This is a genomic window from Streptomyces purpureus (genome assembly GCF_014648195.1).
GTDB lineage: Bacteria > Actinomycetota > Actinomycetes > Streptomycetales > Streptomycetaceae > Streptomyces > Streptomyces purpureus.
The window spans coordinates 34,269-47,026 of the sequence record NZ_BMQQ01000028.1 but is presented as its reverse complement, the minus strand read 5'-3'; the positions used below and the strand labels follow the sequence as shown (position 1 = coordinate 47,026).

At 71.5% G+C, this 12,758-nt stretch carries 14 protein-coding genes; 11 read left to right on the top strand and 3 right to left on the bottom strand.

The features are described from left to right. Positions 1-18 precede the first annotated feature (18 nt). The 3 genes from IEZ01_RS27785 to ygfZ all read left to right on the top strand — a co-directional run bounded on the left by IEZ01_RS27785 (position 19) and on the right by ygfZ (position 2,073). Positions 19-591, top strand: a complete 573-nt coding sequence (locus IEZ01_RS27785; protein ID WP_019887504.1) for a heme-binding beta-barrel domain-containing protein — start codon at positions 19-21, stop codon at positions 589-591. A 68-nt stretch (positions 592-659) separates the two neighbouring features. After that, on the top strand, positions 660-1,097 hold the full coding sequence (locus tag IEZ01_RS27780) for a Fur family transcriptional regulator (protein WP_028797699.1): 438 nt from the start codon (positions 660-662) through the stop codon (positions 1,095-1,097). Between the two features lie 10 nt (positions 1,098-1,107). After that, a complete protein-coding gene (gene ygfZ, locus IEZ01_RS27775; RefSeq protein WP_019887502.1) occupies positions 1,108-2,073 on the top strand; it encodes a CAF17-like 4Fe-4S cluster assembly/insertion protein YgfZ in 966 nt (321 codons plus the stop codon). Between the two features lie 49 nt (positions 2,074-2,122). On the opposite strand, the gene dtd is transcribed toward ygfZ, so the two are convergent. Then, entirely contained in the window at positions 2,123-2,548 is a 426-nt protein-coding gene (dtd, locus tag IEZ01_RS27770; protein WP_028797698.1) for a D-aminoacyl-tRNA deacylase, read from the bottom strand. A 117-nt stretch (positions 2,549-2,665) separates the two neighbouring features. Here dtd and IEZ01_RS27765 point away from each other — a divergent pair, with 117 nt between their 5' ends. The 4 genes from IEZ01_RS27765 (at position 2,666) to IEZ01_RS27750 (ending at position 7,343) form a co-directional block, all read left to right on the top strand. Then, complete coding sequence (locus tag IEZ01_RS27765) at positions 2,666-3,295, top strand: RsiG family protein (RefSeq protein WP_028797697.1); 630 nt, start codon at positions 2,666-2,668, stop codon at positions 3,293-3,295. Positions 3,296-3,387: 92 nt separating this feature from the next. Continuing rightward, positions 3,388-4,632, top strand: a complete 1,245-nt coding sequence (locus tag IEZ01_RS27760; protein WP_189204368.1) for a GNAT family N-acetyltransferase — start codon at positions 3,388-3,390, stop codon at positions 4,630-4,632. 72 nt (positions 4,633-4,704) lie between these two features. Then, the gene (locus IEZ01_RS27755; RefSeq protein ID WP_019887492.1) at positions 4,705-5,310 is read left to right on the top strand and encodes a TetR family transcriptional regulator; all 606 of its coding nucleotides are present in this window, start codon (positions 4,705-4,707) and stop codon (positions 5,308-5,310) included. Between the two features lie 68 nt (positions 5,311-5,378). Beyond that, the gene (locus tag IEZ01_RS27750; RefSeq protein WP_189204366.1) at positions 5,379-7,343 is read left to right on the top strand and encodes a HelD family protein; all 1,965 of its coding nucleotides are present in this window, start codon (positions 5,379-5,381) and stop codon (positions 7,341-7,343) included. A gap of 26 nt (positions 7,344-7,369) precedes the next feature. On the opposite strand, the gene IEZ01_RS27745 is transcribed toward IEZ01_RS27750, so the two are convergent. Beyond that, positions 7,370-8,854 carry an MFS transporter gene (locus tag IEZ01_RS27745; protein ID WP_019887487.1) on the bottom strand — a complete coding sequence of 495 codons (1,485 nt, stop codon included), beginning with the start codon at positions 8,852-8,854 and terminating at the stop codon, positions 7,370-7,372. Between the two features lie 122 nt (positions 8,855-8,976). Further along, on the bottom strand, positions 8,977-9,465 hold the full coding sequence (locus tag IEZ01_RS27740; RefSeq protein WP_019887485.1) for a MarR family winged helix-turn-helix transcriptional regulator: 489 nt from the start codon (positions 9,463-9,465) through the stop codon (positions 8,977-8,979). Between the two features lie 217 nt (positions 9,466-9,682). On the opposite strand from IEZ01_RS27740, the gene rox reads away from it, so the two are divergent. The 4 genes from rox to IEZ01_RS27720 all read left to right on the top strand — a co-directional run bounded on the left by rox (position 9,683) and on the right by IEZ01_RS27720 (position 12,726). After that, positions 9,683-11,110 (top strand): rifampin monooxygenase, encoded by a 1,428-nt coding sequence (rox, locus tag IEZ01_RS27735; RefSeq protein ID WP_019887484.1) that lies wholly within the window; start codon positions 9,683-9,685, stop codon positions 11,108-11,110. A 120-nt stretch (positions 11,111-11,230) separates the two neighbouring features. Beyond that, on the top strand, positions 11,231-11,620 hold the full coding sequence (locus tag IEZ01_RS27730; protein ID WP_019887482.1) for a helix-turn-helix domain-containing protein: 390 nt from the start codon (positions 11,231-11,233) through the stop codon (positions 11,618-11,620). A 39-nt stretch (positions 11,621-11,659) separates the two neighbouring features. Beyond that, on the top strand, positions 11,660-12,277 hold the full coding sequence (locus IEZ01_RS27725) for a hypothetical protein (protein ID WP_019887480.1): 618 nt from the start codon (positions 11,660-11,662) through the stop codon (positions 12,275-12,277). 107 nt (positions 12,278-12,384) lie between these two features. Next, positions 12,385-12,726 carry a DUF2516 family protein gene (locus IEZ01_RS27720; protein ID WP_019887478.1) on the top strand — a complete coding sequence of 114 codons (342 nt, stop codon included), beginning with the start codon at positions 12,385-12,387 and terminating at the stop codon, positions 12,724-12,726. Positions 12,727-12,758: the final 32 nt, after the last annotated feature.

Here is a 12,758-nt window from a genome sequence, read left to right as displayed (position 1 = left end):
ACCGGCAGAGCTGAACTCATGATCGAGATCCCGTCCGACCTCAACCCGGACCTCGTCCCCCTCGCGTTCCTCCTCGGTACGTGGGAGGGAGCGGGTGTCTCCGACTTCCCCGGCGCCGAGAAGTGCAACTTCGGTCAGTCGGTCACCTTCAGTCACGACGGTCGGGACTTCCTCGAGTACGTCTCGCACTCCTGGGTCCTCGACACCGAGGGCAACAAGGTCCGCCCGCTGGAGAGCGAGGCCGGCTACTGGCGTATCGACAAGGACCGCAAGGTCGAGGTCACGATGGTCCGTGACCAGGGCATCGTCGAGGTCTGGTACGGCGAGCTGGCCGACCAGAAGCCGCAGATCGACCTGGCGACGGACGCCGTCGCGCGTACCGCCGCCTCCGGGCCGTACAGCGGTGGCAAGCGACTTTACGGCTACGTCAAGAGCGACCTGATGTGGGTGGGCGAGAAGGCCACCCCCGAGGTCCCGCTGCGGCCGTACATGTCGGCGCACCTGAAGAAGGTCGTCACGCCCGAGGAGGTCGCCGACATGGCGCGCAGCCTCGGTGACCTGCCGGACGACGGCATCGCCTTCTTCAAGTAGTTCAAGAGGTTCAAATAGGCCGTTCTCTTCCTGTGGGCGGCTCGCCGCGTCCTCCTACACTGGAGGGCGTGGTGAGCACCGACTGGAAGAGCGACCTGCGGCAGCGCGGCTACCGGCTGACGCCCCAGCGCCAGCTTGTCCTGGAGGCCGTGGACACCCTGGAGCACGCGACCCCCGACGACATCCTCGTCGAGGTGCGCAAGACCGCGTCGGGAGTGAACATCTCGACGGTGTACCGGACGCTGGAGCTCCTGGAGGAGCTGGGTCTGGTCAGCCATGCCCATCTCGGGCACGGCGCTCCGACCTACCATCTCGCCGACCGGCACCACCACCTCCACCTCGTCTGCCGGGACTGCACGGACGTGATCGAGGCGGAGGTCGACATCGCCGCCGAGTTCACCGGCAAGCTCCGCGAGACGTTCGGCTTCGAGACGGACCTCAAGCACTTCGCGATCTTCGGGCGGTGCCGGGACTGCTCCCTGAAGGCGCGGAGCGCCGAGTCGTAGGCTTGCCCGTATGAAGAGCCCTCTGCTGTCGCTGCCCGGCGCCGTCCCCGCCGAGGGAAGCGACGAAGGTGTCGCCGCCCACTACGGCGACCTGTTCCGTGAGCAGCGCACCCTCGCCGCCGGCACCGGCCTGGTCGATCTCTCGCACCGCGGTGTCGTCACCGTCTCCGGTGAGGACCGGCTGAGCTGGCTGCACCTGCTGCTGACCCAGCACGTCAGCGAGCTGCCGCCCGGCCGAGCCACCGAGGCGCTGATCCTGTCGGCGAACGGCCACATCGAGCACGCCCTCTATCTCGTCGACGACGGCGAGACGGTCTGGGCTCATGTCGAACCCGGTACTCAGGAGGCGCTCATCGGCTACCTGGAGTCGATGAAGTTCTTCTACCGGGTGGAAGTCGCCGACCGTACGGACGAGTTCGCGGTGGTCCACCTGCCGGCCGGTTCCATCTCCCCGGTCCCGGACGGCGTGGTCGTACGGGAGACCGCGCACGGCCGCGATCTCTTCCTGCCGCGGGCCCAGCTGGAGTCGTACGCCGCCGAGCACGGCCCGGCGGTCGGCATCCTGGCGTACGAGGCGCTGCGTATCGAGGCGCACCGCCCGCGGCTCGGTTTCGAGACCGACCACCGGACCATTCCGCACGAGCTGGGCTGGATCGGCAGCGCGGTGCACCTGCAGAAGGGCTGCTACCGCGGGCAGGAGACCGTGGCCCGCGTCCACAACCTGGGGAAGCCGCCGCGCCGGCTGGTCTTCCTGCACCTGGACGGCAGTGAGGTGCACCTGCCGGGCCACGGCACGCCCGTACGGCTCGCGGCCGACGGTGCCGAGGGCCGCCAGCTCGGCTTCATCACCACCTCGGCCCGCCACCACGAGCTGGGGCCGATCGCGCTGGCGATGGTGAAGCGCAATGTGCCCCTGGATGCTCAGCTGGTCGCCGGGGACACGGCGGCGGCGCAGGAAGTCGTCGTCGAGCCGTAGCCCCGGCCGGAGGGGGGTCGTGGCCCGGGCCGGCCATGGGGCCGGCGGGTCAGACCTCGACGATCACCGTGAACGGGCCGTGATTCGTGAGCGAGACGCGCATGTCCGCTCCGAACCGGCCCGTTTCCACGCGCGCGCCGAGCTTCCGCAGCTGCGCCACCACCTCGTCGACGAGGGGTTCGGCCACCTCGCCCGGGGCCGCCGCGTTCCACGTGGGCCGGCGGCCCTTGCGGGCGTCCCCGTAGAGGGTGAACTGAGAAATCACCAGCAAGGGCGCATTCACGTCCGAACAGGATTTCTCTCCCTCCAGAATGCGGACGGACCACAGCTTTCTGGCCAGCTGCGCCGCCTTCTCCGGTGTGTCCTCGTGGGTGACTCCCACCAGCACACACAGCCCTTCGCCGACGATCTCGCCGACCGTCTCACCGGCCACGACGACGCTCGCGCCGTCGACCCTCTGCACCACTGCTCGCATACGCACCAACCTATCCGGGGGCCGAACGGGTGCAGAGCGCCTGCACGTGCACGGTGAGGAGTGGCACGATGCCAGTCAGGCGGTGCGGCTGCGCACCGGTCGAGGGGACTGATGTGGATGAGTACACCTGGCGCCGGGCAGACGCCCGGTCCGGTATCGACGGCACGGGCCCGTGCGAGCGGCGGCAGTATGCGTCCGCCCGTGCAACGGAGTGTCGATCTGGCCCTGCCCGACCAGCGGCGGCCCGAGATCGCGGAACTGCGCCTTCCTGAGCTGCGGGCGCTGCGCCGTGACGCGCAGGGCGACGAGGCCGATCTGAGTTACGTACGGCGGCTGCTCCAGGGGCGGATCGACATCCTGCGGGCGGAGCTGTCGCGCCGGTCCGACTCGGACACGCCGGTGGTGGACCGGGATGTCGTGGACCGGGGGGTGGTGGGCCGGCTGTCGGAGATCCTGGCCGACTCGCCCTCGCGGCACCGCACCTCCGCCCGTCATGTGACGGTCTCCACGCCGCGGGGGGAGGAGTACCGCCTGCTGGCCGCCGAGATGCTCGGCGAGGTGGAGCTTTCCGACCTCGGGGCGCGTACGGACGAGGAGCTGAAGGCGGCGATGGGGCGGCTGGCGGCGTACGAGCAGCAGGTCTCGCGGCGCCGTCAGCAGTTGCAGCGGACGGCCGACGACTGCAGCGCGGAGATCGCCCGCCGCTACCGCGAAGGCGAGGCGCAGGTCGACGACCTGTTGATGTGAGGGAACGACCGACGCTTGTCCCTCGGTTGATATGACCGGGGCTGTGGAAATCCTGGTGCGGCTCGTTCACGCGTGCGCCTAGCGTGGATGTCATGAGCCTCGATGTCCGTACGGTCAGCGCGTCCGAATTCCCCGACTGGTTGAAGGCCCTGAAGACCGGCTTCCTGAAGCCGCCGGTGATTGCGGCCGAGGAGGCGGCCCACCGGCTGCGGCACGTCGACCTCTCCCGTGTCCACGGCGTGTTCGACGGCGGCCGTATCGTCGCCACGTACCGCTCCTTCGCCCAGGAGCTGACCGGTGTCGGCGGCGCCCCGCTCGCCGCCAACGCCGTGAGCCAGGTGACCGTCTCGCCGACCCACCGGCGCCGGGGGCTGCTCAGCCGGATGATCACCGCCGATCTGGCGGTGGCGAAGGAGCGGGGTGACGCGGTCGCCACGCTGATCGCCGCCGAGTATCCGATCTACGGCCGGTACGGCTTCGGCCCGGCGACGTGGGCCGCCGAGTGGGCCGTCGACGTGCGCCGCGCCGGGATCGATCCGCGCTGGTCGGGGCCCGAGGACGGGGGCCGGATCGAGCTCGTGGACACCACGGAGATCCGCAAGACCGGCCCCGAGGTGCACGATCGGCTGCGCGCCCGGCAGCACGGCGTGGTGAGCCGTCAGACGCGTGGCTGGGATCTGGTGACGGGGCAGGTGCGGGAGGAGTCGTATCCGTACACCGAGCCGTTCTCCGTGCTCTACCGCTCGGCGACGGGTGAGACCGAGGGGATGCTCACCTACACCGCCGACGACAAGTGGGGGGACAACAAGCAGCCGTTGAACACCGCCACCGTCAAGGACTTCCTCGCCCTCACACCGGCGGCGGAGCGGGCGCTGTGGCACTACCTCTGTTCGGTCGACTGGATCACCACGGTCCGCAGTGGCTACCGCGCCCCCGACGACCTGCTGCCGCTGCTCCTGCCGGACCCGCGCGCGGCCCAGCTGATCACGCACGCGGACATGCTGTGGGTGCGGGTGCTCGATCCCGTACGGCTCCTTGAGTCGAGGACGTACGGCGCGTCGGGGCGGCTGGTGCTTGAGCTGCGTGACGGGCTGGGGCTGGCCGGCGGCCGCTACCGGCTGGAGGCGGAGCCGGGCGGCGCGTCCTGCGCGCCGGCCACCGAGTCGCCCGATCTGGTCATGGACATAGCCGAGTTGGGGACGCTGAGCCTGGGCGACGAGTCGGTCGTACGGCTGGTGGCGCTCGGCCGGGTGGAGGAGGCGGCGCCGGGGGCGGCCGCGCTGGCGGACACGCTGCTGCGCACGTCGCGGCGGCCCTGGTGCCCGGACGTCTTCTGAGCCAAGCTCCAGCGGTGACGGGCGGCGGGCATGTGAGCGGGAAGGTCCGGCGTGGCCTCGTACCCTCCTCGTATGGAGACCACCGGACTGCGTGAGCGCAAGAAGCGGCAGACCCGCCGCGCCCTCTCGGACGCCGCCATCGCCCTCTTCCTCGACCGGGGCTTCGACGCGGTCTCGGTCGCCGAGGTCGCGGCCGCCGCCGACGTCTCCAAGCCGACCCTGTTCCGGTACTTCCCGGCCAAGGAGGACCTGGTCCTGCACCGCTTCGCGGACCATGAGGCCGAGGAGTCCCGGGTGGTGGCCGCCCGCCCCGAGGACGAGTCCCCCCTGGCCGCGCTGCACCGCCACTTCCTGGACGGGCTGGCCCGCCGCGATCCCGTGACGGGGCTGAGCGACGACGCCGGCGTGCTCGCCTTCCTGCGGCTGCTGTACGGGACGCCGAGTCTGGTGGCCCGGCTGTACGCGTACCAGCAGCGGTCCGAGGAGGCGCTCGCCGAGGCCCTCGGCGGCGGGCTCGCCGCACGGCTCGCAGCGGGGCAGATCGTCGCCGTCCGGCGGGTCCTCGCCGAGGAGAACGGCCGCCGGATCGCCGCAGGCGAGAGCGCCGACGCGGTGTACCCGGACGCGGTGGCCGCTGCCGACCTCGCCTTCCGGCAGCTGACGGACGGGCTCACCTGATTCGGACGGGCCGATCTTTACCAAGTAAAAAACGTTACTCGGTTATGTCATTGGCTATGCTCGGTGCAATGACGTCACTCGACCATGAACTCACCACGGAACGGGCCTACCACGACACCTGCCGCACCGCCCTCGACCGCATGGTCGACGGCGCCGCCGAGCAGGTCGTCACCGGCGAGGACGTCGCCGCGTCCGGCGCCGACGCCGAAGCCCTCGGCTACCACCTGCGCAGCCACGCCAAGGAGCTCCGCGAGCAGCGACCCGGCCCGCTCTTCTTCGGCCGGCTCGACCTCCAGGACGGCCGGCGCCACCACATCGGCCGCCGCAGGATCAGCGAGCGCCCGGCCGATCCGCCCCTCGTCATCGACTGGCGCGCCCCGGTCGCGCGCTCCTTCTACCAGGCGAGCGCCCGCGATCCACAGGGTGTGGACGTACGCCGCCGATTCGGCTGGGCTCCCGCGAGCACCGGCGCCTCCGCCGATCTGACCGGCCTGGAGGACGAACACCTCGCGGCCGGCGACAGCCGGATCAGCGCCATCGTCGCCGGGGAGATCGAGCGGCCGCGCGTGGGCCCGATGCGCGACATCGCCGCCACCATCCAGCCCGAACAGGACGACCTCGTCCGCGCCGACCTGGCCACGACCGTCTGCGTCCAGGGCGCTCCAGGCACCGGCAAGACCGCCGTCGGGCTGCACCGGGCCGCGTACCTCCTCTACACCCACCCGCAGCGGATCCAGCGCGGCGGCCTGCTGATCCTGGGCCCCAACCGCACCTTCCTCTCCTACATCTCCGAAGTGCTGCCCTCGCTCGGCGAGACCGGCATCCGCCAGTCGACGGTCGAGGAGGAGATCGGCCGCGGCCATGAGGTCCGGGCCGTCGATTCGGAGGCCGCGGCGGTCGTCAAGCACGACGCCCGGATGGCCCGCGTGCTGCACCGGGCGCTCTACGCCCGGGTGGCGGCCCCGGCCGACTCCCTCGCGGTGCCGGACGGTTCGTACCGCTGGCGGGTGCCGTGCGAGGCGCTCGCGGAGATCGTCGAGGAGGTACGGGCCGAGGCGCCGCCGTACGCGGTCGGCCGGGAGCGGATCCGGACCCGCGCCGTGCGCGCCGTCCAGCTCCAGGCCGAGCGGCGGTCGGGCCCGCGCGGCGCCGCCTGGACCGGGAAGATCGCCCGGGCGCGGGCGGTGAGCGCGTTCGTGGACGCCTGCTGGCCGAAGGTCACCCCCGAGGAGGTCCTCGCAGATTTCCTCACCGACCCCCGCGACGCACTGCTGACCCCCGAGGAGCGGGCGGCGATCCGCTGGGTCGCGCCCCCGCGTTCGTACCGGTCCGCGAAGTGGTCGGCGGCCGATCTCGTCCTCCTCGACGAGCTCGCCTGCCTGATCGAACGGCCCGCGGGTTACGGCCACGTGGTCGTCGACGAGGCACAGGACCTCTCGCCGATGCAGTGCCGGGCGATCGGCCGCCGCGCGGACTTCGGTTCGCTCACGGTCCTGGGCGACCTGGCCCAGGGCACCACGCCCTGGGCGGCCCGCAGCTGGTCCGAGCACCTCTCGCACCTCGGCAAACCGCAGGCCGCAGTGGTGCCGTTGACGACCGGCTTCCGCGTGCCGGCGGCGGTCGTCGAGCTCGCCAACCGGCTGCTGCCGTCGCTCGCGGCCGAGGTGCCCGAGGCCCGATCGCTCCGGAGCGACGGGGAGTTGACGTTCCGCCGGGTGGACGACGTGGTCGCGGGCGCGGCCGAGGCGGTACGGGCCGCGCTGGACCACGAGGGGTCGGTCGGGGTGATCGCGGAGGACGGGCTCGTACCGCGTCTGGCCGAGGCGCTCCCGCCCCACGCGCGCGTGACGGTCCTGCCGGCGAGCATCGCCAAGGGGCTGGAGTACGACCACGTGGTGGCGGTGGAGCCGTCCGCCATCGTGGCGGCCGAACGTCGCGGGCTGCACCGGCTGTACGTGGTGCTGACCCGGGCGGTCTCCCGGCTTGACGTGGTCCACGCGCGCGACCTGCCGGAGGCCCTCACGCGCGCGTGAGGGCCTCCGGCAGGTGGTGGCGGGGGTCAGAGGGCGGCGTGGACGGGGGCGGAGGAGTTCGCCGGGCCGGTGGCGGTGTCGTCGGCCGGGGCCTTGGGCCGCCGCAGCACGGTGAAGGCGACGGCGAACGCGGCGAGAAGGAGCCCGGTGCCGACGGCGAACGCCAGGTGGTAGCCGTCGGTGAGCGCCTGGGCCGGGGCGGCGCCGGCCGCGAGGCTGCTCTTGGTGGTGGACGCCGCGAGCGTGGAGAGGACGGCCACCCCGAGCGCCATGCCGATCTGCTGGGTGGTGTTGAAGAGCCCGGAGGCCAGGCCCGCGTCCTCCTCCTTCGCGCCGGACATCCCGAGCGTGGTCAGCGCGGGCAGGGCGAGGCCGAAGCCCGCGGCGAGCAGCATGACCGGGAGCAGGTCGGTGACGTAGCTGGCGTGGACGGGGACGCGGGCGAGCAGTCCGAGGACACCGACGAGCAGGACGAGGCCGGTGAGCAGGACGTTGCGCTCGCCGAAGCGGGCGTTGAGGCGGGCGGAGACGCCGAGCGAGACGGTGCCGATGACCGCGGCCGCGGGGAGCATGGCGAGCCCGGTCTTGGCGGCGCCGTATCCGAGGACCTTCTGCATGTAGAGGGCGACCAGGATCTGGAAGGAGAAGAGCGCGGCCACCATCAGCATCTGGACGAGGTTGGCGCCCACGACGCTGCGGGAGCGCAGGACGCGCAGCGGCATCAGGGGGCTGCGGGCCGTGGCCTGGCGGACGAAGAAGCCGGCGAGCAGTACGGCGGCGAGGGCGCCGAAGCCGAGGGTGTGGGCCGCGGTCCAGCCGTACTCCTCGACCTTGACGACGGTGTAGATGCCGGTCATCAGGCCCGCGGTGACGAGCAGCGCGCCGATCGCGTCCGCGCCCGCCTTGAGGCCGAGCCCGCGGTCGGCGGGCAGGACGGGGACGGCGAGGGCGAGGGCGGCGACGCCGATCGGCAGGTTGATGAAGAAGATCCAGTGCCAGTCGAGGGCGTCGGTGAGGATTCCGCCGAGGACCTGCCCGATGGAGGCTCCGGCGGCGCCGGTGAAGCTGAAGACGGCGATCGCCTTGGCGCGTTCCTTGGGCTCGGTGAAGAGCGTCACGAGGATGCCGAGGCTGACGGCGGCGGCCATGGCGCTGCCGATGCCCTGGAGGAAGCGGGCGGCGATGAGGACTGCCGGGGTGGTGGCGATGCCCGCGAGGAGGGAGGCGACGGTGAAGACCGCCGTGCCGGCGAGGAACATCCGCTTCCGGCCGATGAGGTCGCCGAGCCGTCCGGCGAGCAGCAGCAGGCTGCCGAACGCGATCAGGTAGGCGTTGACGACCCAGCTGAGGCCGGCGGGGGTGAAGCCCAGGTCGCTCTGGATGGCCGGCATCGCCACGGTCACGATCGAGCCGTCGAGAACGATCATCAGGAGGCTGGTGGCGATGACTCCGAGGGCCAGCCAGCGGGAGCGGGGGACAGGGCCGGACGAGCGGGCGGAGGCGGCGGACATGGGTCTCTCCTGTTCGCGGGGGCCCACGCCGAAGGGGCCCGACAAGAAAGACCGTAGCAGATAGTTCCGTTGCAGACTATTTGTTTGTGACCCTCTTGCGAGGGGGGCGGGGTGAGAGGCCGCTACTGCTCGCGCTGGCGGGCGCGCCGGGCCGGCCGGGGGCTCTCGACGGGGGTGGCCAGGTGCCCCTCGGTCAGCAGCCCGAGCGCCCTGACCAGCGCCGCCCGGTCGGCCTCGGGCAGCGAGGCGAGCGCCTGCTCGTGGACCCCGTCCACGATCTTCTGACTCCGCCGGGCGACCCGCGCGCCTTCCTCGGTCACCGCGATGATCCGCGCCCGCCGGTCCTGCTCGGAGGGTCGGCGCTCGGCCAGTCCGGCCTTCTCCAGCGCGTCCACGGTCACCACCATCGTGGTCTTGTCCATGTCGCCGATCTCGGCGAGCTGCGCCTGGGTCCGCTCCTCGGCGAGCGCGTGGACGAGCACGCAGTGCATCCGCGCGGTCAGCCCGATCTCGGCGAGCGCCGCCGACATGCGCGTACGCAGGACATGACTGGTGTGGTCCAGGAGGAACGACAGGTCCGGTTCGGTGCGGGCGGGTGCCATGGCGGTCATGCCGCCAGCGTAACAATTCGGTCCGTCGCGGATTATCCAGAACTGGACTTTCCTCGGCCCCGGAAACTTCGGCGCCGGGCAAATAGGAAAGGCAAGGAGGTCACCCGCTCCTTGCCACTCTCAACATATAGCGCACCGGGGGGCTTGCGGCAAGGCCCCGGTCGTGGCGCAGAATCACCGGTCTCAAGCCAACTACCTGCGGAAATGGGTGCGTGTGATGATCGACGTGATCGTGGTCGGCGGCGGTCCGACCGGGCTGATGCTCGCCGCCGAGCTGCGGCTGCACGGCGTGCGCGTGGTCGTGCTGGAGAAGCTCACCGAGCCGACCGGGCAGTCTCGCGGGCAGGGCCTGCATGTGCGCAGCGTCGAGCTGACGGACCAGCGCGGCCTGCTGGACCGGTTCCTCGCGGTCAGTGAGAAGTTCCAGGTCGGAGGTCTTTTCGGCGGCATCATGAAGCCGTGGCCCGACCAGCTGGACACGGCCCACCCTTACGGCCTCGCCACGCCCCAGCCGGTGACCGAGCGGCTGCTCGAAGAGCGCGCCCTCGAGCTGGGTGCCGAACTCCGGCGCGGCCGCGAAGTGGTCGGGCTGAGCCAGGACCAGGACGGGGTGACCGTCGAACTGGCGGACGGAGAGCGGCTGCGCTCACGCTATCTCGTCGGGTGCGACGGCGGCCGCAGTGCGGTGCGCAAGCTGCTCGGCGTCGGCTTCCCGGGCCAGCCCGCCACGGTCGAGACGCTGCTGGGTGACATGGAGGCGACCGAGGACCCGGCGACGATCGCCGCCGTGGTCGCGGAAGTCCACAAGACCCAACTGAGGTTCGGCCTCCAGCCCCTCGGGGAGGGGAGGTACCGCGTCGTCGTGCCCGCCGACGGCGTGCGCGAGGACCGGGCGACCGCGCCGACCCTCGATGAGTTCAAGCGGCAGCTGCGGGCGTACGCGGGCACCGACTTCGGGGTGCACTCGCCGCGCTGGCTGTCTCGCTTCGGCGACGCCACCCGACAGGCGGAGCGCTACCGGGTCGGCCGCGCGCTGCTGGCCGGCGACGCGGCGCACATCCACCCGCCGACCGGCGGGCAGGGGCTCAATCTCGGCATCCAGGACGCGTTCAACCTCGGCTGGAAGCTCGCCGCCGAGGTGAACGGCTGGGCGCCGGAAGAGCTCCTCGACACCTACCACGCCGAACGGCACCCGGTGGGCGCCCGCGTCCTGGAGAACACCCGCGCGCAGATCACCCTCCTGGGGACCGACCCGGGGGCGACCGCGCTGCGGGAGCTGTTCTCGAAGCTGATGGACTTCGAGGAGGTGAACCGGTACGTGACCGAGATGGTCACCGCCGTCGGAGTCCGCTACGACTTCGGCGAGGGCCACGACCTGCTGGGCCGCCGGATGCGTGACGTACGGCTGAAGGAGGGCCGCCTCTACGAGCTGATGCACGGCGCCCGTGGCCTGCTGCTCGACCGCACCGGCCGACTCTCGGCGGCGGGCTGGGCGGACCGGGTCGACCACATCGTCGACCCGGCCGAGGAACTGGACGTCCCCGCGGTGCTGCTGCGGCCGGACGGACACGTGGCATGGGTCGGCGACGACCAGCAGGAGCTGCTGGACCGCCTGCGCCAGTGGTTCGGCGCTCCCGTCGACTGATCCCTACGCGCGGCGCGACGATGTTCGGCTCCCGGGGGAGTCGGTGGCTACACGCCGGTGGCGACACTCCAGCTAGCGGCTTGCTTGCAATTGTTAGCGATGCGAGGCATCCTCGGAAGCATGGCATCGCTCAACGTCGGCAATCTCGGTGAGTACCTCCGCGAGCAGCGGCGCACCGCGCAGCTCTCCCTGCGGCAGCTCGCCGAAGCCGCCGGGGTGTCCAATCCGTATCTGAGCCAGATCGAGCGCGGGCTGCGCAAGCCCAGTGCCGAGGTGCTCCAGCAGGTTGCCAAGGCCCTGCGGATCTCCGCCGAGACGCTGTACGTACGCGCCGGGATTCTGGACGAGCGGGAGCGGGAGGAGCTGGAGACGCGCGCCGTCATCCTGGCCGATCCCTCGATCAACGAGCGGCAGAAGCAGGTGCTGCTCCAGATCTACGACTCCTTCCGCAAGGAGAACGGTCTCGACACCGCCGATGCCGCAGCCGTCGCACCCCCCTCCGAAGACTGACCTCGCAGCACCCAACCGCATCCGGGAGGAACCCCAGTCATGGCCATCATCGAAGAGCTGCGTACGCCCCTCTACTTCGCCGCCGGTACGGCCGACCTCGCCGTCCAGCAGGCCCGCAAGGTCCCCGGCCTGATCGAGCAGCTGGCCGCTGAGGCGCCCGCGCGGATCGAGGCCGTGCGCAGTGCCGACCCCAAGGCCGTCCAGGAGAAGGTCACCACCCAGGCCAAGGAGGCCGGGGCCACCGTCCAGGCGAAGGTCACCGAGGTGCTCGGCAGCCTCGACACCGACCTGAAGAAGTTCGGTGAGACCGCCCAGGACCTGGCGCTCCGCGGGGTCGGTGTGGCCGCCGAGTACGCGGTGAAGGCGCGCGAGAAGTACGAGGAGGTCGCCGCCCACGGCGAGGAGGCCGTGAAGGCCTGGCGCGGCGGGGCGGCCGAGGAGATCGTCGAGATCGCCGTGGCCGTCGAGCCGAACGGCGACGAGGCGCACGGCTCCGAGACCAAGAGCGCCGCCAACGGTTCCGCGACCGCCAAGAGCGAGGACGCGGCGAAGGCCCGGCAGACCACGGGGCAGGACGTCCCCGCGCAGGGCGCCCAGGCCAAGAAGGCCCCCGCCCGCAAGGCCACGGCCCGCAAGGCCCCCGCGGCCGAGAAGTGACCGACGAGGAGATCCGGGAACGCCGTGGGCACCATCGGGGTGCCCACGGCGTTCTACGGGTACCTTGGCCGCGAGGCGCTTTTTCCACTCTCTAGGCGGTGCTCAGCATGTTGCTCACGGGATTCGGCACATTCCTCTCCCTGCTCTACCTCGCCATGCTCGTCCTCGCCGTGGTGGCCTTCGTCTTCGCGGCCGTGGCCCGCGAGGACGCCTACCGCGCGGCCGACAAGAAGACCAAGCCGTTCTGGCTGGTGATCCTCGGCATCGTGGTCGCCGTGAACCTCTTCGTCCCGATGCTGTTCCTGCAGATCGCCGGGCTCATCGCCACCATCGTCTTCATGGTCGACGTCCGGCCCGCGCTCCAGCAGGTCTCCGGCGGCGGCCGCGGCGGCCGGCGCGGCGGATCCAGCAGCGACGGCCCGTACGGCCCGTACAACGGCAACCGCTGACGAACGCGCCCCTGGAACGCCCGTAACGCCCG

Bases quoted from the DNA above. Each gene is read 5' to 3' on its own strand.
- IEZ01_RS27750 (WP_189204366.1), top strand. From the start codon at position 5,379: ATGACGTCACTCGACCATGAACTCACCACGGAACGGGCCTACCACGAC.
- rox (WP_019887484.1), top strand. From the start codon at position 9,683: ATGATCGACGTGATCGTGGTCGGCGGCGGTCCGACCGGGCTGATGCTC.
- IEZ01_RS27765 (WP_028797697.1), top strand. From the start codon at position 2,666: ATGAGTACACCTGGCGCCGGGCAGACGCCCGGTCCGGTATCGACGGCA.
- dtd (WP_028797698.1), bottom strand. From the start codon at position 2,548: ATGCGAGCAGTGGTGCAGAGGGTCGACGGCGCGAGCGTCGTCGTGGCC.
- IEZ01_RS27755 (WP_019887492.1), top strand. From the start codon at position 4,705: ATGGAGACCACCGGACTGCGTGAGCGCAAGAAGCGGCAGACCCGCCGC.
- IEZ01_RS27720 (WP_019887478.1), top strand. From the start codon at position 12,385: ATGTTGCTCACGGGATTCGGCACATTCCTCTCCCTGCTCTACCTCGCC.
- IEZ01_RS27745 (WP_019887487.1), bottom strand. From the start codon at position 8,854: ATGTCCGCCGCCTCCGCCCGCTCGTCCGGCCCTGTCCCCCGCTCCCGC.
- IEZ01_RS27785 (WP_019887504.1), top strand. From the start codon at position 19: ATGATCGAGATCCCGTCCGACCTCAACCCGGACCTCGTCCCCCTCGCG.
- ygfZ (WP_019887502.1), top strand. From the start codon at position 1,108: ATGAAGAGCCCTCTGCTGTCGCTGCCCGGCGCCGTCCCCGCCGAGGGA.
- IEZ01_RS27740 (WP_019887485.1), bottom strand. From the start codon at position 9,465: ATGACCGCCATGGCACCCGCCCGCACCGAACCGGACCTGTCGTTCCTC.
- IEZ01_RS27725 (WP_019887480.1), top strand. From the start codon at position 11,660: ATGGCCATCATCGAAGAGCTGCGTACGCCCCTCTACTTCGCCGCCGGT.
- IEZ01_RS27730 (WP_019887482.1), top strand. From the start codon at position 11,231: ATGGCATCGCTCAACGTCGGCAATCTCGGTGAGTACCTCCGCGAGCAG.
- IEZ01_RS27760 (WP_189204368.1), top strand. From the start codon at position 3,388: ATGAGCCTCGATGTCCGTACGGTCAGCGCGTCCGAATTCCCCGACTGG.